This is a genomic window from Pantoea sp. CCBC3-3-1 (assembly GCF_007981265.1).
Classification (GTDB): Bacteria; Pseudomonadota; Gammaproteobacteria; order Enterobacterales; family Enterobacteriaceae; genus Erwinia.
Genome location: NZ_CP034363.1, coordinates 2,427,582 through 2,444,359, shown reverse-complemented (window position 1 = coordinate 2,444,359; position 16,778 = coordinate 2,427,582). Strand labels below are relative to the sequence as shown.

At 52.2% G+C, this 16,778-nt stretch carries 16 protein-coding genes; 12 read left to right on the top strand and 4 right to left on the bottom strand.

The features are described 5' to 3' along the window. Nucleotide 1: 1 nt before the first annotated feature. Nucleotides 2–862, bottom strand: coding sequence for an HTH-type transcriptional activator RhaR (rhaR, locus tag EHV07_RS11390; RefSeq protein ID WP_371419674.1), 861 nt, complete (start codon nt 860–862; stop codon nt 2–4). Nucleotides 863–870: 8 nt separating this feature from the next. Then, nucleotides 871–1,698, bottom strand: coding sequence for an HTH-type transcriptional activator RhaS (gene rhaS / locus EHV07_RS11385; RefSeq protein WP_147197984.1), 828 nt, complete (start codon nt 1,696–1,698; stop codon nt 871–873). 288 nt (nt 1,699–1,986) lie between these two features. On the opposite strand from rhaS, the gene rhaB reads away from it, so the two are divergent. The 4 genes from rhaB to rhaM are packed head-to-tail and all read left to right on the top strand — an operon-like array spanning nt 1,987 to nt 5,868. Next, nucleotides 1,987–3,459 carry a rhamnulokinase gene (gene rhaB, locus EHV07_RS11380; RefSeq protein ID WP_147197981.1) on the top strand — a complete coding sequence of 491 codons (1,473 nt, stop codon included), beginning with the start codon at nt 1,987–1,989 and terminating at the stop codon, nt 3,457–3,459. Further along, nucleotides 3,456–4,712: an L-rhamnose isomerase gene (locus EHV07_RS11375; RefSeq protein WP_147197979.1), complete on the top strand. Its 1,257-nt coding sequence runs from the start codon at nt 3,456–3,458 to the stop codon at nt 4,710–4,712. The genes rhaB and EHV07_RS11375 overlap by 4 nt, the downstream gene beginning before the upstream one ends. A 9-nt stretch (nt 4,713–4,721) precedes the next feature. Continuing rightward, nucleotides 4,722–5,564, top strand: coding sequence for a rhamnulose-1-phosphate aldolase (gene rhaD / locus EHV07_RS11370; protein WP_147197977.1), 843 nt, complete (start codon nt 4,722–4,724; stop codon nt 5,562–5,564). Beyond that, nucleotides 5,554–5,868, top strand: a complete 315-nt coding sequence (rhaM, locus tag EHV07_RS11365; protein ID WP_147200603.1) for an L-rhamnose mutarotase — start codon at nt 5,554–5,556, stop codon at nt 5,866–5,868. Before rhaD ends, rhaM begins: the two co-directional genes overlap by 11 nt. A gap of 43 nt (nt 5,869–5,911) precedes the next feature. On the opposite strand, the gene EHV07_RS11360 is transcribed toward rhaM, so the two are convergent. Both EHV07_RS11360 and EHV07_RS11355 read right to left on the bottom strand, forming a co-directional pair. Next, on the bottom strand, nt 5,912–7,096 hold the full coding sequence (locus tag EHV07_RS11360; RefSeq protein WP_147197975.1) for a sugar transporter: 1,185 nt from the start codon (nt 7,094–7,096) through the stop codon (nt 5,912–5,914). A 304-nt stretch (nt 7,097–7,400) separates the two neighbouring features. Next, a complete protein-coding gene (locus EHV07_RS11355; RefSeq protein ID WP_371419673.1) occupies nt 7,401–7,955 on the bottom strand; it encodes a flavin reductase family protein in 555 nt (184 codons plus the stop codon). A 195-nt stretch (nt 7,956–8,150) separates the two neighbouring features. Between EHV07_RS11355 and EHV07_RS11350 the strand changes: the two genes are divergently transcribed. From EHV07_RS11350 to EHV07_RS11315, 8 genes are all read left to right on the top strand, one after another. Beyond that, the gene (locus EHV07_RS11350; RefSeq protein WP_147197973.1) at nt 8,151–9,023 is read left to right on the top strand and encodes an NAD(P)-dependent oxidoreductase; all 873 of its coding nucleotides are present in this window, start codon (nt 8,151–8,153) and stop codon (nt 9,021–9,023) included. A gap of 180 nt (nt 9,024–9,203) precedes the next feature. Continuing rightward, nucleotides 9,204–9,686, top strand: a complete 483-nt coding sequence (locus EHV07_RS11345; RefSeq protein ID WP_147197971.1) for an Rrf2 family transcriptional regulator — start codon at nt 9,204–9,206, stop codon at nt 9,684–9,686. Between the two features lie 244 nt (nt 9,687–9,930). Next, nucleotides 9,931–10,266 carry a helix-turn-helix domain-containing protein gene (locus EHV07_RS11340; protein WP_147197969.1) on the top strand — a complete coding sequence of 112 codons (336 nt, stop codon included), beginning with the start codon at nt 9,931–9,933 and terminating at the stop codon, nt 10,264–10,266. 204 nt (nt 10,267–10,470) lie between these two features. Continuing rightward, entirely contained in the window at nt 10,471–11,493 is a 1,023-nt protein-coding gene (locus EHV07_RS11335; RefSeq protein WP_147197967.1) for an AI-2E family transporter, read from the top strand. A gap of 205 nt (nt 11,494–11,698) precedes the next feature. Further along, nucleotides 11,699–13,276, top strand: a complete 1,578-nt coding sequence (locus EHV07_RS11330) for a methyl-accepting chemotaxis protein (RefSeq protein ID WP_147197965.1) — start codon at nt 11,699–11,701, stop codon at nt 13,274–13,276. A gap of 113 nt (nt 13,277–13,389) precedes the next feature. Beyond that, nucleotides 13,390–13,833: a ribonuclease domain-containing protein gene (locus EHV07_RS11325; RefSeq protein ID WP_147197963.1), complete on the top strand. Its 444-nt coding sequence runs from the start codon at nt 13,390–13,392 to the stop codon at nt 13,831–13,833. Between the two features lies 1 nt (nt 13,834). Then, on the top strand, nt 13,835–14,104 hold the full coding sequence (locus tag EHV07_RS11320; protein ID WP_147197961.1) for a barstar family protein: 270 nt from the start codon (nt 13,835–13,837) through the stop codon (nt 14,102–14,104). 290 nt (nt 14,105–14,394) lie between these two features. Beyond that, nucleotides 14,395–16,761 carry a putative mucin/carbohydrate-binding domain-containing protein gene (locus EHV07_RS11315; protein ID WP_147197959.1) on the top strand — a complete coding sequence of 789 codons (2,367 nt, stop codon included), beginning with the start codon at nt 14,395–14,397 and terminating at the stop codon, nt 16,759–16,761. Nucleotides 16,762–16,778: the final 17 nt, after the last annotated feature.

The window sequence follows — 16,778 nt, the reverse complement described above, 5'->3', positions numbered from 1 at the left end:
GTTAATATTCGTACGGCAGCAGAAGATTTTTCCGCTGGGCGTGGTGCTCAAACTGCTGCCGGAACGCGCTGGGCGTCAGCCCCGTTTCACGTGTGAACACCACTGAAAAATAGTTACTGTCATCAAATCCGCAGCGGGCAGCCACTTCGCCAATCAGGCAGCCGCTGCTACGCAGGAGAAACTTTGCCTTACACAGCCGCAGCTGCCGCAGGTATTGCGCCGGCATCATGCCGGTTTGTTGGCGGAACAGCGTCTTCAGCGCGCGCTCAGAAAGCTGATGCTGCTGGCAAAACTCGCCTAAGTCAAAATGGGCGATCTGTCCCTGAATCGCAGACATGAGCAAATCCAGCTGTTCGCCTTCCGGCAGATGGCCGCCACTGTTGGCCGCATAGCGGTGGCGTTGCAGGATCAATACCAGCTGCAGAAACAGCGCTTCCGTCAGCTGTCTGGAGAGCAGGTCGCTTTTGCGACTTTCCTGCGCCAGCTGTTGGATAACGCCACGAGCCAGCGCCATACCCCGCGTCGTTAATCGCCATGCCGGCTCCTGCGGCAAAAATTGTGACCAGTCCAGTTCAAGGCGAAAACGCTCGGGACAATAAATAATATTATCCAGCACCAGATCGTTCACCGACTCGTAGCTGTGGCAATCGCCCGGGCCGATGTAAAACAGATCGCCGCAGGTGATCAGCCATGGACGATCGTTCATCATGTGCAGACCGTTGCCGCGCCAGACGACCACCAGCTCGTTGAACTCATGGATATGAGCCGGAAAAGAGGGCTGCGGCGTCCGTTCGGCAACCGCCACAGGCATCATTTCGGAAGGGAAATAGTCGGCTTTTGCCAGACGAAGGGGCAGGGTCACGTTTCACCTCACAGGTCGTTTTGCCTGATGGTACGCGGAGAAAGACCAAACTCGCGCTTAAACAACGTGGAAAAGTGATTGCTGTCACCAAATCCGCAGTGATAGGCGATATCGGTAATGCGCATTTCGCTGTGGCGCAATAAATGTCGCGCCTGCAACAGGCGCAGCTGATTGAGATAACGCTGCGGAGTACTGCCGGTTTGATGCTTGAGCTGCCGGTGCAACGTTCGTAACGAGAGCGAAAAGCGCTCGGCCAGCGCTTCCCAGTCAACTTCCTCGCTGTAATGATCCGCAAGCCAGTTCAGCAGGCCGCGCATCCGACCGTCCTGATCGTCGCCCGGTTCTTCGCTGCAGCCCCGACGCAGTAAGACCAGCAGCTGCATAAAACACATTTCCTGTTCGGCCTGATCGATCAGACTACAGGGCCGGGGCATTTTCCCCAGGCCTGCAATCAGCAGTCGCGCTTTTTCCATTACCTTACTGCTGATGCGCCAGTGAGAAGGGTAATTGCCTTCATTTTCCTGCGGCAGCAAATGTTGAAAGCCCGTAATAAAGCGAAACGCTTCCGGTCCGCGATAGAGCACGTTGGTCAGGATCAGACGATCGGTATTTTCATACAGATGGCGGTCATGGTCGCGGATAAAGCAGACGCAGCCGCCGCACAGCGTTCTGGGTTCGCCGTTGAACACGTGAATACCCGCGCCCTGTTCAACAATCACAATTTCATGAAAATCATCATGGTGGTGTTCTGGAAAAGCCCCCTGCGGCGCCCGGGGTTCAATAGCGATGGGTAGCCCACCACCAGGGAAAAAATCCACGCTGTGTAACACGGTCATGATTAGCCCTCCTGCTTTATCAGTAAAAAATAGTACTGCCTGCCTGAGGAACGAACCTTGATTTTTTGACACAAAATAGCGGGTTGACTGCTTATTTTTCAAGAATATGCCTGTGCATCAAGAAATTTGCGTAGCGCATCACAACCCGTTGTTTTTGCAGAAGCGTGACCTGCTTCACGTTCACCTTTGTGGTGTTGCCAGGCACCCGACGCAGCTGGCAGTAACAGGAAGGTAGTAAATCCGCGCGCTTTTAGACTGGAGGCATTGATTTGACAGGAAGCCAATGCCATGACCATGCGAAATTGTGTTGCTATTGATCTGGGCGCGTCCAGCGGTCGCGTCATGTTGTGCCAGGTCGATACTGCCAGCGGAAAAGTGCAGCTGAGCGAGATTGCCCGCTGCGTAAACCGACTGGTGAAAATTGAGGATTATCAGTGCTGGGATGTGGACGCCCTGGAGACATTTATTCTCGCTTCGCTTAACAAACTTGAGCAGCAGGATATCGTTCCGGACAGCATTGGCATTGATACCTGGGGCGTGGATTACGTGCTGCTGGATGCGCAGGGTAAACGCATTGGGCTGCCGGTTGCCTATCGCGACGATCGTACGCATGGCCTGATGCAGAAAGCCTGCCGTGAAATGGGGAAGGAAGCGGTTTATCAGCGCACCGGTATTCAGTTCCTGCCTTTTAACACCCTTTATCAGCTGCGAGCACTCTGTAAAGACCAGCCTGCCTGGCTGGACGATGTCCGTCATGCGCTGCTCATTCCTGACTATTTCCATTATCGCCTGACCGGAAAACTTAACTGGGAATACACCAACGCGACCACCACGCAGCTGCTCAATATTCACAGCGGGGAATGGGATGAAATGCTGCTGGAATGGACCGGTGCTCGCCCGGCCTGGTTTGGAAAACCGTCCGCACCGGGGCGTAAAGTAGGCGACTGGAAAACCCCAGCGGGAAAAGCCGTTCCGGTGATCGCTGTGGCAACGCACGATACCGCCAGCGCGGTGCTGGCCGCGCCGCTAACAGAGCACAACGTTGCCTGGCTGAGTTCCGGTACCTGGTCATTAATGGGGTTTGAAAGCGTTGAACCTTATAACGGTGAGGCGGCGCTGGCGGCTAACATCACCAATGAAGGTGGGGCGGAAGGTCGCTTTCGCGTGTTAAAAAACATTATGGGCCTGTGGCTGCTCCAGCGTATTTGCAGCGAACTGGTGATTGAGGATCTGGATAGCCTGATTACCGAGGCTGCACAGCAGCCCGCCTGCCGGTCGCTGATCAACCCTAACGACGAACGCTTTATCAATCCGGTCACCATGGTGCGTGAAATCCAGGATGCCTGCGCAGAACAGGGCATGCCGACGCCGGGTACTGCGGCCGCGCTTGCACGCTGCATCTTTGACAGCCTCGCGCTCTATTATCGTCAGGTTCTTGAAGAGCTGACTGCCGTCCGTGGCGCGGCTTTCAGCCAGTTACATATTGTTGGCGGTGGCTGCCAGAACCATTTTCTCAATCAGCTGTGCGCCGATGCCTGCGGCATCCCGGTCATTGCCGGGCCTGTTGAAGCCTCAACGTTAGGCAATATCGGTAGCCAGCTGATCGCCAGTGGCGATGTGCGAGACGTTACGCACTTCCGCCAGTTAATTACCCAGAATTTCCCCCTAAAAACTTTTACCCCACAGGCCAGTGACGCCTGGTGCCGCAGCTGGGCACTGTTTCAGTCACTGACACACACGGCTAAGGAGCTATGTATATGACCCGAGCAATTGAGCAGGCGTTTGAACTGGCAGGATTGCGTTATGCGGAAATTGGCGTGGATGTAAACGCGGTTTTCGAGCAACTGAACAAGCTGCCCATTTCCATGCACTGCTGGCAAGGGGATGACGTACGCGGTTTTGAAAATCCGCAGGGTTCGCTGACCGGCGGCATTCAGGCCACCGGTAACTATCCCGGCAGGGCATCGACGCCGGCTGAACTGCGTGCCGATCTTGATATGGCAATGTCGCTGATTCCTGGCCCTAAAAGGCTGAATTTGCACGCTATCTACCTGGAAAGCGACACGCCGGTTGAACGCACCGAGATTGCGCCTCAGCATTTTTCACGCTGGGTAGAGTGGGCGAAAGCGAAGAACATCGGGCTGGATTTCAACCCAACCTGCTTTTCGCATCCTCTGAGCGAAGATGGCTTTACGCTGGCCAGCGCGGATGAGGAAACGCGCCAGTTCTGGATCGAGCATTGCAAAGCCAGCCGTAGAATTTCCGCCTACTTCGGCGAACAGCTGGGCACGCCTTCGATTATGAACATTTGGGTGCCCGACGGGATGAAAGACCTTACCGTCGACCGTTTCGGCCCGCGTCAGCGCCTGATGAATTCCCTGGATGAGATCATCAGCGAAAAACTGAACCCGGCTCATCATATTGATGCAGTGGAAAGCAAGCTTTTTGGTATCGGTGCGGAAAGCTACACCGTAGGTTCCAACGAGTTTTGCCTCGGCTATGCCAGCAGCCGCCAGACGGCATTGACGCTGGATGCCGGGCATTTCCACCCTACAGAGGTGATCTCCGACAAAATTTCTACCGCGATGCTCTACGTGCCGCGCCTGCTGCTGCACGTCAGCCGCCCGGTTCGTTGGGACAGCGATCATGTCGTCCTGCTGGATGATGAAACCCAGGCAATCGCTAACGAGATCGTTCGCCAGCGCCTGTTCGATAAAGTGCATATCGGGCTGGATTTCTTTGATGCTTCCATTAATCGCATCGCTGCCTGGGTCATCGGCACCCGTAACACCAAAAAAGCGTTGCTGCGTGCACTGCTGGAACCGGTAGACATGTTGAAAAAGCTGGAGCTGGACGGGGATTACACCACGCGCCTGGCGCTACTCGAAGAACAAAAATCGCTGCCGTGGCAGGCGGTGTGGGAAGCGTACTGCCTGCGCCACGATGTGCCTGCTGATGCCAGCTGGCTTAACAGCGTACGTCATTATGAACAACAAACTCTCAGCAAACGTTAAGGATGCAATATGCAACACATTCTGACTTCATGGTTCGTCCAGGGAATGGTCAAAGCCACAACTGATATGTGGCTGAAAGGATGGGACGAACGCAACGGCGGCAACGTCAGTCTGCGTCTTCTGGATGAAGAGGTGAAACCGTTTGCGCAGGATTTTTACCGCGAACCCAGAACGGTCGAACTGACTAAAGCTGCACCAGAGCTGGCTAACTGCTGGTTCCTCGTTACCGGTTCCGGGAAATTTTTCCGTAACGTGCAGCTGGATCCCACGGATAGCCTGGCCCTGTTACAGGTCAGTGACGACGGTCGTGCTTACAGCATTTACTGGGGACTGAGCAATGGGGGACTGCCGACGTCAGAGCTGGCTTCTCACTTCCAGTCACATGCAGTAAGAATGAAGGCCACTAACGGTGCCGACAGGGTGATTATGCACTGTCACGCGACCCATTTTATGTCGCTAAGCTATGTGGTTGAGCTGGACGCGGCTCGCTTTACCCGCTTGTTATGGGAAGGCAGCACCGAATGCCTGGTGGTGTTCCCGGACGGCGTGGGAATTGTTCCCTGGATGGTGCCCGGCACGGATGAAATTGGTGATGCGACCGCCTTACAAATGGCCTCGCACAGTCTGGTGATGTGGCCGTTCCATGGCATATTTGGCGCAGGGCCGACCCTCGACGAAACCTTTGGCCTGATTGATACCGCAGAAAAATCGTCTCAGGTGGTGGTGAACGTCCTGTCGATGGGGGGAATGCGCCAGAGCATTACCACCGATCAGCTGATTGCACTGGGTAAACGTTTTGGCGTTAAGCCATGGCAGGCAGCCTTAGACGCGACGCATGACCATGTTGCGTAAAGCGTTTGTTATGCAGGTGCATCCTGACAAACATGAAGAGTATCAGCAGCGCCATAATCCGATTTGGCCAGAGCTGGCGCAGACGCTGAAAGATCATGGTGCGCATCACTACAGCATTTTTTTGGATGCGCCTCGTCATCTTCTGTTTGCGGTGGTGGAAATCGAATCGGAAGAGCGCTGGGCTGCGGTAGCAAAAACGGAAGTCTGTCAGCGCTGGTGGCAGTCGATGTGTTCCCTGATGCCGTCGAATCCGGATAACAGCCCGGTGAGTGCGGAGCTCCAGTCGGTCTTTTATCTGGAGTGACGAATCTGAACAAAAAACCCCGTGAACTTCACGGGGTTTATTTTTAACCGTTTATCCGCAGCTGAGGATAGCGTTTCATACTCCACAAACACCACGCCAGAGAAATTAAACCTATCGTACCGCCGACGTAACCGATATTAGTCATAGATAAATGCAGACTGACCTGATTCCCCAGCAGCGCACCACCACCAATCCCCAGATTATAAATACCGGACATTAATGACATCGCCACATCGGTTGCATCCGGTGCCAGCGCCAGCACCCTGACCTGTACGGCAAGGCCAATAATCATCATCGACATGCCCCAGATAACGCAGAGCGTTGAGATGGCTATGCTGTGCGTTGCGGCAACCAGCAGGGTCAACATGCAGAGGGAAACCAGCGCGATTGCGCTAAGCAGAAACGTTGCCGGAAACTTATTCCCCAGGGCGCTAAACAATACGCTGCCGATAATCCCCGCCGCGCCAAAGATCAGCAGCAGGAAAGTGGTAAAGTTGTCACCCATCGCCGCGACGCTCTGGATGAAAGGTTCAATATAGCTATAGGCGGTATAGTGCGCAGTAACCACAACGGCAATCAGCAGATAAAGTGAAACCAGAGCAGGGCGCTTAAACAGCATCGGCACGCTTTTAAGCGAGCCGGTATGTTCGCTTGGCAGCTTCGGCAGCAATTTTGCGAGGCACAGCATGGTTGCCAGCGCCACAACGCCAATTACGCCAAAGGTGATGCGCCAGCCGAGATACTGTCCAATCAGGCGTCCGATAGGCAAACCCAGCACCATTGCCAGCGCGGTGCCCGTGGCCAGCATGCTCAGCGCCTGAGTTTTCTTACCGGCAGGCGCTACACGGATAGCCAGCGAAGCCGTAATCGACCAGAAAATCGCATGGGAGAGCGCAATACCAATGCGTGACAGCACCAGGATATTAAAGCTCCAGGCGAAAGAGGAAAGCACATGGCTGGCGACAAACAGCAGAAAAATCGCAATCAGCAGAAAGCGCCGCTCAACCTGGCGAGTCAGTAGCATCATCGGCAGCGACATCAGCGCGACCACCCAGGCGTAAATGGTCAGCATTAGCCCGACCTGGGCCGTTTTCATGGAAAAACTGGCGGCAATATCAGAAAGCAGGCCCACCGGCGCAAACTCGGTGGTATTAAAAATAAACGCAGCAATGGCTAACATGATGACGCGTAGCCATGCTGTTTTGCGTGAAACGGTAGATGATTGCATTAGAGTTAACGACTTGTTGTTATTAGGTTAATTTCGCCAGGGCGAAAGCAGAAACAGGGATATTGTGTTTGATTTACCTGGCAGATGACATGAAAAAAAACCTCTTTTTTGTAAATCAGAACATCTGTCGCATCGTGCGCGGCAGGAACGGCTTCTGATTGTGGTTACAGCAATTTTTGTTCATTTAGCAGCGTAAAAAGCTGACCAACCAGTATAGACAGGAATGATAATGCTTCCAGGGAGATTATCGGCAGGTTGACTTAAGTTATTAATGTCATTGCGGTGGAGCCTGATGCGCTTGCGTTCAGAGCATTTCCGGGCGAAACAGCGAGCGGCGGCTGACCTGTTTACCTGACAGCATAAACTGGCCATCGCCACGGTAGTGCACCGTTTCGGGCTGCTGTGGTGACGCGGCGGCATGGGCTTTAACCACTTCAAAAATAAAGAAGTTAAAGTTATCCACCAGCGAATCGTCATAGATCCGACATTCGAAACTGGCGTGGCATTCTGCAATGAGCGGCGCGTTTACCCGGCTTGCAGGTTCAGCGGTAAGGCCAAACTCTCGAAACTTATCGATCGCTTTGCCGCTGCTATTGCCGATGGCCACAACCGTATCCAGCAGGGCCGATGTGGGCAAATTAATGACGCATTCACCGCTTTGTTTGATCAGGGAATGGCTGTGATTACCGGCAGAAATCATACAGCCCACCAGAGAGGGTGAAAATTCCAGAATGGTATGCCAGCCCAGCGTCATGATATCTCGTTCTGAACCCAGCATTGACGAGATCAGCACGACCGGGCCCGGCTCCAGAAAGTGGCGGACATTATGCACCGGAAAATCTTGTTTTTTACTCATCATCGTTTCTCCCGCGGCTGACCGAATGTTGGGCGTACTAAACACTATAGAAACGGGCTGGAGATTATTCATAACCGCTTACGCATTCTTCTAACGAATGCTTCTGCAAATCAAGCATTCTGCTGCGCGTTGCGCTACCCTGGATAGTTGACGGTGTCCGCAGCGTCACCAACCTGTTAACCATTATGAGGAATTAAGATGAGTCAACGTCCCTCTGTCGCAGTACTGGGATTGGGTGCCATGGGCCATGCTTTTGCCGCCAATCTGTTGAAAAATGGCTTTATCACCTGGGGCTGGAACCGGACAAAAGCCCGCGGTGAAGATTTGCAAAGCGCCGGGCTTCAACTCGTCGACACGCCTGACGCAGCCGTACGGCAGGCCGACGTGGTGATCAGCATGCTAGCCGATGCTGCGACCACCGAAAGCGTGTTGCAACAGGCAACGGCGGCGCTGAAAAAACAGGCGATCGTGGTGCAAATGGGCACCATCGGCGTGGAATCCACGGAAAAACTGATTGCCCATTTCAGCGAGCAGCGCCCGGACGTGGTGCTGCTGGATGCTCCGGTTTCAGGCACCAGGACTCCCGCGCAAAATGCGCAAATTGTGGTGCTGGCCAGTGGCGATCGCGAACGTGCTGCGCATGTCGAACCGGTGTTTGCTGCCATTTCCAAAGGAACCAAATGGCTGGGCAAAGCAGGCGCTGCCTCGCGCATGAAGCTGGTGGTCAACGCCTGGCTGATTTCAATGGTTCAGGGGCTGGCGGAAAGTACGCAAATGGCGGAAGAGTTTGGCTTCACCCCGGACGAGTTCTGGAACGTACTGGATGGCGGCCCGCTGGCTGTACCCTATGTAAAAGGCAAGCTGGAGATGATCAAAGAGGGGAGTTACGATCCGCAAATGCATCTCACCTGGGCGTTAAAAGACGTTAACCTGGCGCTGGCTGCCGCTAAAAACAGCGAACTTCCCGGTCTGAATTTGATTTCTGAGGTCTGGCAGGATGCCGTAGACGCAGGCTATGGCGAGAAAGATTTATCGGTGATCTACCGTTATCTCAGCGAAAAAACCTCTTAAAATCCTCATGTTTTTCAGGGCTATATAACCAATAGCCCTAAACGCTTAACGCCCATCTTCTAAAATGTAACAGTATTTGTTATATTAATAAGGCATTGCCTTTTATAGTTGACTGATTTTCAATGCTTTTTAACACCACCGCTGAAACGGTGAGGAACTGCTAAAAGCAAGGATCTGAACATGCTTGATATTCGTTTTCCTACGGCCCTACAGATGGTGCTGTGCGTGGCCCAGGCGGAGCGGGAAGGTAAACGCAGCACCAGTAAAATACTGGCGATGGGCCTTGAGGCTAATCCCAGTTTCGTACGCAAAATGATGGTGCCGCTTGCTCGCGACGGCATTATCGTTTCAACGCTCGGTCGGACCGGTACTATCCGGTTAGGGCGTCCGGCGGAAGAGATCACCCTGTGTGATATTTATACTTCTGTGCTGGAAGATAAACCCTTACTGGCGGGGCGTCCGGAAGTGCCGGCGCGTTGTCTGGTGAGCGCCAATACCTGCTGGTTCTTCAAAGAGCTGGCTCACGAAGCCGAACAGGCGTCGCTAAACGTGCTGGCAAAACGCACGGTTGCAGATGCACTACGCGAGATCTATGAACGCGATCGCCGCTATCCTGAAGGAAGCTGTGAGGCGATGAAAGCAGGTGAGCAAGTTGAATCCTGAGTCGTCTTAAGACCTGCCAGCCAGCCGGACATGGCCACCATGTTCGGTTTTTTTTGCCCTCCATCTTGCCCATACACTTGTGCTTCAGCAGGTTGCAAATCGCACTTAATGCAACAATAAAACTTGCATTAAGGCCGTTGCTGCTTTAACTTACCGAAATGCATTCATCAAAGTTACCTTTTACGCTGCAAGGCGCGAATGGTCAACACTTAAAAAACAGCATTAAAGCATTAAGGGGAAGACAATGAGCCATGATGATTTCATTAGCGATCTCGTGAAGTGGATTGATACTCACATTGAAGGGAAGATGGATTTAGACACCGTTGCGCGCCGCGCGGGATACTCTAAGTGGCATCTGCAACGTATGTTTAAACAACATACCGGCCATGCGCTGGGTGAATATATTCGCGCCCGTCGCCTGAAAAAATCCGCTGAACGCCTGGCGCGAGGCGCAGAACCCATTCTGGATGTGGCCATCTCCTTTGGTTTTGACTCCCAGCAGTCTTTCAATCGCAGCTTTAAACGCCAGTTCGGCCAGTCACCAGGGGCATGGCGTCGTCAGGTGCAGGTCAGCGCCTGACAGCAGTGCTTCAATAGCGGGCGCGCCTGCCCGCTGTGAAATTCATTTCTTATTCTGCTTCGTTTTCCCCGCTGTGGGTTGTCCGCACACAGCCAGAGCCTTGATTGCCTGACTCACTTCATATCGAATCGACAAAAAATGCCTGCCCGGTTGTATACTGTCTGAATTATAATGATTTTTGGCAATATTCAGACAGGAATGATGATGGAGATACGCAACCTGAGTAAACAGAGGATGTGTGAAGGCGTAAGCTATGTGCTGATTTTTGTCGCCTTGTTTTCAATTTTTCCGCTGCGGCTGTTGCCGTGTTTTCTGGCCGGTTTTATCGTCTATGAAACCATTCTGGCTTTGACGCCCTGGGTGGAAAGGCTGGTGAAAGGCCCACTGGCTCGCTGGATTATTATCTTTTTCCTGACGGTATTAGTACTGCTGGCGCTGGTTGGCGGCATCACCAAGCTGATAGGTTTCCTGCTGCACGATTTTCAGAACCCGGCGGCCTTTCACGCGGCGGCCAGCAAATTGCTGGAAGATGCCCAGCGTACTTTATCGCCCGTGGTGACGCGTTATCTGCCAGCGGATATCGATGAACTTCAGCATCAGGTCATTACCTGGCTGCGTGAGCATCTGGTCGTGGTGCAAACCTTTGGCCGCAGTGCGGCACACACCTTTGCCACCATGCTGATTGGTATGCTGCTCGGGGCGATTATCTCTTTGCGTATTGGCAGTGCCAGCAGCAGCACCGAGACGCCGCTCAAGTATGCCATGCTCGAACGGTTAACCGTATTAGCCGCGTCGTTCCATAACGTGGTGTTTGCGCAAATCAAGGTTTCGCTGGTCAACACGCTGCTCACCTGCGGTTTTTTATTCGGCGTGCTGCCGCTGTTTGGGCTGCATTTCCCGTTCGCCAAAACCGTTATCGTACTGACCTTCATCGCAGGCCTGCTGCCGATTATCGGCAATCTCATCTCCAATACGGTTATCGTGCTGATTGGGCTCTCTATCTCGCTGGAAGCAGCGTTTATTGCGCTGATATTTTTGATGCTGGTGCACAAGCTCGAATATTTTATCAATGCCCGTATTTTTGGCACGCGCATTAACGCTAAAACCTGGGAGATCCTGCTGGCGATGCTGGTATTTGAATCCGCTTTTGGGCTGGCAGGCGTTGTCGCGGCACCGGTTTATTATGCCTACCTTAAAAGCGAGCTGCGCCTCGCCAGACTGATCTAACATGTTGCCGGGCCGCCACGGCCCGCTGCAAACACACGCCATCTCAGGCGTGGGAAACCGGACATGCAACAGAGCGCCCCAGGTTCGGTTTCCCATGATCATCCTGCACGATCCCCCGCCCATAAAGAATAGCGTTGCGGCTGCCGATAACAGCTGTGAAGAACCAACAACAACATTCCACTTTTCACACTTACCAGGGCGTTTTATGAAATTATCTAATTTTAAAATCGGTGCGCGGCTGGGATTGTTAGCCGCGCTCCTGCTGTTAGCAACGCTTTTTATTGGCCTGCGCGGGCTAATGCTAAATCAGGCATCGCTTGAGCAAAGTCATGCAATTATGCAGCAGGAAAATCAAATCGAGCAGGTTATCGATACGGCCCGCAACGCTCAGGTGCAGTTTAAAATTCAGGTGCAGGAGTGGAAAAATACGCTGTTGCGCGGCGGTCAGGATCTGCAATCTTTTGAGAAATATAAGCAGGCTTTTATTGCACAAAGCGATAAAACGCAGGTATTGCTGACCCAGTTAATTACCACGTTACCCGAGCTGGGGATGGATACCGGCGAAGTGGTAAAAACCAAAGCGCTGCATGCCGAATTGCAACAGCGTTATCTGGCGGCGCTGGATGCGTTTCATCAGGGCGATGCGACCAGCGCGCAACGCGTCGATCGTTTAGTGACGGGGGCTGACCGGCTGCCCACTAAAATGATTGATGAGGTGGTCAGCCAGGTGCTGGCGCACAGTCAAAAAATGCATCAGAACATTGAGGCAGAAAACCAGTCCAGCTTTCAGCATACCCGGTTGATTCTGATCGTATCCATGCTGGTGGCATTAATCACCGGCTGTACCATCACCTGGTGGCTGGTGCGCAGCATTACGCGTCCTCTGGCTGAAGCCGTAGGCATTGCGCAGAAAGTGGCGGCAGGCGATCTGCAAACCCAGATTGTTATCAGGGGACGAGATGAAACCGCGCTGCTGATGACCGCCCTGAAGGAGATGAATCTCAACCTGACCCGCATCGTTTCTGACGTGCGTGAAGGAACCGAAACGATTGCGACCGCCTCGGCTGAGATTGCCCTGGGCAGTCAGGATCTTTCTGGCCGTAACGAAGCGCAGGCCAGCGCACTTGAAGAGACCGCCGCTTCTATGGAAGAGCTGACCTCGGTCGTGAAAAAAAACGCCGATAATGCCCGCCACGCCAGTGATATCGCCCTTACGGCGACCACCGCCGCGAAACAGGGCGGCAGCATGATGCACGAAGTGGTGGAAAATATGGGCGAGATCCAGCATTTCTCAGACCGTATCAGCAACATCATTACCCTGATTGATGGTATTGCTTTCCAGACAAATATCCTGGCGCTGAATGCGGCGGTTGAAGCCGCGCGTGCAGGGGCTGAAGGGCGTGGATTTGCTGTTGTTGCAGCAGAAGTCCGTGCGCTTTCCCAGCGCTCCGCTTCGGCCGCACGGGATATTAAAGAACTTATCGACAGTTCGGTTACGCGCATCAATGCGGGCAACAAACTGGTTGCACGCGCGGGTGAAGCGATGGAAAACATCGTAGAGAACGTTCAGCGTGTCAGCTCGCTGGTGGCGGAAATTTCACTGGCCAGCGGCGAACAAAGCGTGGGCATCGATCAGGTAAACCTGGCCGTTACGCAGATGGACTCGGCTACGCAGCAAAACGCCTCGCTGTCTCAGCAGTCCACCGTCGCGGCACAGTCGCTTCAGGCTCAGGCAGAGAGCCTGCTGCAAAGCGTCAGCGTATTTAAGCTGGCTCAGGTGTGACGTTGTCACGCGTTATGGGTGCGATAGCCGTTTTTTTTGCGGCTGAGAAATAATCTCAGAGGCAGATGGCCGGAAAGCTGGACGCTTAGTCTTTACTGAGGCAAACTCCGGCCATGAACAAGAAACTGATTATTGCAGTTGTCTTCGCGATTGTGGCGACGGCTGCCGGGCTGCGCCACCCGTCGAAAAATGTCGCTTCCACCGGTAACACCAGCCACAGCACCGATGTCACCGCGCTGACGCAGCAGCAGCGTGTGGCGGATTATCTGCACCAGCATCACCAGCTACCGTCCATCTATCTGAGCAAAGCAGAAGCGAAAAAACGGGGCTGGGATCCCGCCCGGGGCGATCTCTGTAGTAGCCTCGGCCGGGCCATTGGTGGCGATCGTTTTGGCAACCATGAAAAGCTGTTGCCGGAGGCACAGGGCCGCCGCTGGTTTGAAGCGGATGTCAATTATCAGTGCGGGCATCGCGGCAGCGATCGCCTGCTTTACTCCAGTGACGGACTGATTTATCTCACCCGGGATCATTATCGTCATGTTGAGCGGGTGTATTGAGATGCGCCAGATCCGCTTTGATTTCAGGGAAATTGCTGATGTAGCAGCATTTTACCGACAGTTTGTCGAAAAGTTTGCGATTGAAATGGCGTTTGGCGCGAATCTGGATGCGCTTTGGGATGCGTTGACGGGCATGATCGACCTGCCGGTTTGCGTCATCTTCTGTCATCTCGCACAGCATCACGAACGCCAGCAGTTTGCCGCAATCGTTGAGGTTATGCGTCAGGCAGAAAAGGAAACGGCAGGCCAGTTCAGCCTGTTCATAAGCTAAAATGGCGTTCATGGGTAATTTTTAGCGGATATTATCCCTTTTTCTTCGGGAATTTGTTAAAAAACGTCGTCAGTAAACCTTACCAGTCAATTTCCCCGTCTACATAAAACAATTTATTTAACACCATCCCAGCCATAGCTATGATGGTTTAATAAATTATCTTTATTTAAATGATGCAGATCATTTTTACTTTAGCTAATTTTTACCGGCGTTTTTTATTTATTAAAATTATGCACAATTGCATTACTGCTACTATCCCTCTACTTTTCATAAATTAAAAAGAGAGTGAGATGCGCGTTATCCGAAGCAAACAGCTTTATACTCTGGAACGTCCGGTATGGATGGATGCCGCAGGGCTATCCAAAGGTATTAATCACGATCGTCAACATTTGGATATTATTCTGACAGCGGGACAAACGATCCGCGTCCGTCAGGTCGGCGATATTAGCGCTAATTTAACCTTGCGCTTGCTGAATGATGACCATCATACTGAATCATCCATCAGCGTTGGCAGCAGCTGGGTATCTTTAAGCGCCAGTGCAGCTTCCGTCCCGTTTATTGATACGCCTTATTACAACGCCAGCGTCGTTGTTGAGTATGAGTTCGAGGATACGGTGAAAGCGCTGCCGGTTTTCATTGAGGGTGATGATGACCATGCATTTTATAATAGTTGGGACACCCAACAGGCTGAGTTTTCATTGATAGAGGGTAAGTACGTCAACATTCTGGTCCCTCAGGGGGATAAAGAAGCGCTGCGTACTTTGCATGCTGAAAATGGCATCAATATACTGCTGGAAAGCTACAGCCATATTTTTGAGTTCTACAATGCGTTAATTGGTATTTCATTTGATTCTGCGGTTTATACCGATCGTAATATTCCTAATCGCTACTTTATCAAAGCAGATAAACATGGCGGAGGTGCGGCTTATTACGGTAGTAACTGGACAGCGGAAAGTACCGCTTCGATTCAATCATTCTGGCTTTACCCGCAACAGCCCGGCTGGGGATGTTTGCATGAAATTGCGCATGGTTATGAAGGGCACTTCATGTCAGAAAAATATATTGGCATTTCGGAAGTCTGGAACAACATTTTATGTGCCTGTTATCAGCACATCACGCTTGGCGACCGTCAGTTTAAGGAAGGCTGGCTTTATGATTACGGTAAACAGGCGGCGGTTGAAAAAGTCATCACTGATTACATCAGTACAGATACGGTTGTAAATGACTGGGATCTGCGTTCAAAACTCTATTTCTTTATGCTGATGGTGAGTAAAGCAGGAATGGCAGGCTTTACCGAGTTCAATCAACATTATCGCCAGCTCAGTAACAGCGCTGACTTTATCGCCAGCGATCATGCGCTGCTGGATATGCTGTGTGAAAGCTTTGCCTTTTTCGGCGAGCGGGTTGACGTTGCGCCATTTATGCAAAAAGTTGGCGCTTATATCACGCCGGCACAGCGTGAAAAAAATCACTTTAGCAGTGCCAAAGCCGTTTATCCGCTGTATCTACTGGCTGAAGCCAACCAGCTGGCAAGTTTGCAGCAGCAGCTGAATTTGCAAAGTTTGCTTAGCCTGGTAGATGTCGATCAACTGTCGGTGAGTGGCCTGAAAGGCAGCGTGACCTTACAGCTGAATGTTGATGATTTCAGTCAGATCAACGGCGAAAAGATACAGATCCTCAACGGCAAAGATGTCGTCAGGGTGGTACCGATTAGCAGTACGACAACGGTAGTAAAGGATCTGAATATCGGTGTTTATACCCTGCGCATGCCAACCGGGAAAAATAAAAAATATGAAATCCAGTCCTGTTATTTAGTGGTTAAACAGGGGGACAGTACGCAGCAGGTGAATTATGTCTGGAAAAAAGCGTCACCATTAGTAAATCAAACGCTGGTTATGCTTGGACTTGGCGACGTTAATTTTGCCAACGTTTCTGTCGATCATTCACAAAGCATGATCGGTATTGATGTTACCCGACGCGATCCGCACGTCTATTTTAAAGGGCAAACCTATGCGCAAATCGTTATCCGTGACGGCAACAACAATGAAATTTACAGCCGGACCATGGAAGGCTCTGATACCGCTGTAAACTACCAGGAATTTGCCTTTACGGTCGGGTATAAAATAGAGATTTTCCACGCTGAACCTGGCCGTCTGCGCTTATCCCCCAGCTTTGAGGGCATTATTAGCGGCAATACGAAAAGCACCGTATTTGAGATTACCGAATGCGGCTTAAGAAATATTGTATTAAATAATGACCCGCAGGAGGCCACTCTGCGAGCAATAGAGCAGGCAGCTGAGAGTATCGCCAGCCATCCCGTTATCTTAGCGACTGATTATGCTGCGGCGAAAGATAATCTCTGGCTGGCTATTATGGCGTTCACGCATCCGCTACGGGATACTTTACTTACCAGGTACCATGCTTTGCTGCCTGCAAATAATAAAGAGCCAGAAGCGCCAGAAATACCCGAAGCACCAGAAAAGCCTGAGATCTTACCTTATCCTGCCTGGGAAAGTACCCGGGTCTACGCGACCTGGGCAGAGAGAGTGACTTATCAAGGCAAGGTTTATCAACATAACTTCTATTCGATTAATTTGCCGCCGGATTTCTACTCCGCGCCATGGGGGCAGCCCTGGATTTATCTGTTTGAGTATTGATTCGCTTGTTCTGCTTA

Bases quoted from the DNA above. Each gene is read 5' to 3' on its own strand.
- rhaS (WP_147197984.1), bottom strand. From the start codon at position 1,698: ATGACCGTGTTACACAGCGTGGATTTTTTCCCTGGTGGTGGGCTACCC.
- rhaB (WP_147197981.1), top strand. From the start codon at position 1,987: ATGACCATGCGAAATTGTGTTGCTATTGATCTGGGCGCGTCCAGCGGT.
- EHV07_RS11375 (WP_147197979.1), top strand. From the start codon at position 3,456: ATGACCCGAGCAATTGAGCAGGCGTTTGAACTGGCAGGATTGCGTTAT.
- rhaD (WP_147197977.1), top strand. From the start codon at position 4,722: ATGCAACACATTCTGACTTCATGGTTCGTCCAGGGAATGGTCAAAGCC.
- rhaM (WP_147200603.1), top strand. From the start codon at position 5,554: ATGTTGCGTAAAGCGTTTGTTATGCAGGTGCATCCTGACAAACATGAA.
- EHV07_RS11360 (WP_147197975.1), bottom strand. From the start codon at position 7,096: ATGCAATCATCTACCGTTTCACGCAAAACAGCATGGCTACGCGTCATC.
- EHV07_RS11355 (WP_371419673.1), bottom strand. From the start codon at position 7,955: ATGATGAGTAAAAAACAAGATTTTCCGGTGCATAATGTCCGCCACTTT.
- EHV07_RS11350 (WP_147197973.1), top strand. From the start codon at position 8,151: ATGAGTCAACGTCCCTCTGTCGCAGTACTGGGATTGGGTGCCATGGGC.
- EHV07_RS11345 (WP_147197971.1), top strand. From the start codon at position 9,204: ATGCTTGATATTCGTTTTCCTACGGCCCTACAGATGGTGCTGTGCGTG.
- EHV07_RS11340 (WP_147197969.1), top strand. From the start codon at position 9,931: ATGAGCCATGATGATTTCATTAGCGATCTCGTGAAGTGGATTGATACT.
- EHV07_RS11335 (WP_147197967.1), top strand. From the start codon at position 10,471: ATGGAGATACGCAACCTGAGTAAACAGAGGATGTGTGAAGGCGTAAGC.
- EHV07_RS11330 (WP_147197965.1), top strand. From the start codon at position 11,699: ATGAAATTATCTAATTTTAAAATCGGTGCGCGGCTGGGATTGTTAGCC.
- EHV07_RS11325 (WP_147197963.1), top strand. From the start codon at position 13,390: ATGAACAAGAAACTGATTATTGCAGTTGTCTTCGCGATTGTGGCGACG.
- EHV07_RS11320 (WP_147197961.1), top strand. From the start codon at position 13,835: ATGCGCCAGATCCGCTTTGATTTCAGGGAAATTGCTGATGTAGCAGCA.
- EHV07_RS11315 (WP_147197959.1), top strand. From the start codon at position 14,395: ATGCGCGTTATCCGAAGCAAACAGCTTTATACTCTGGAACGTCCGGTA.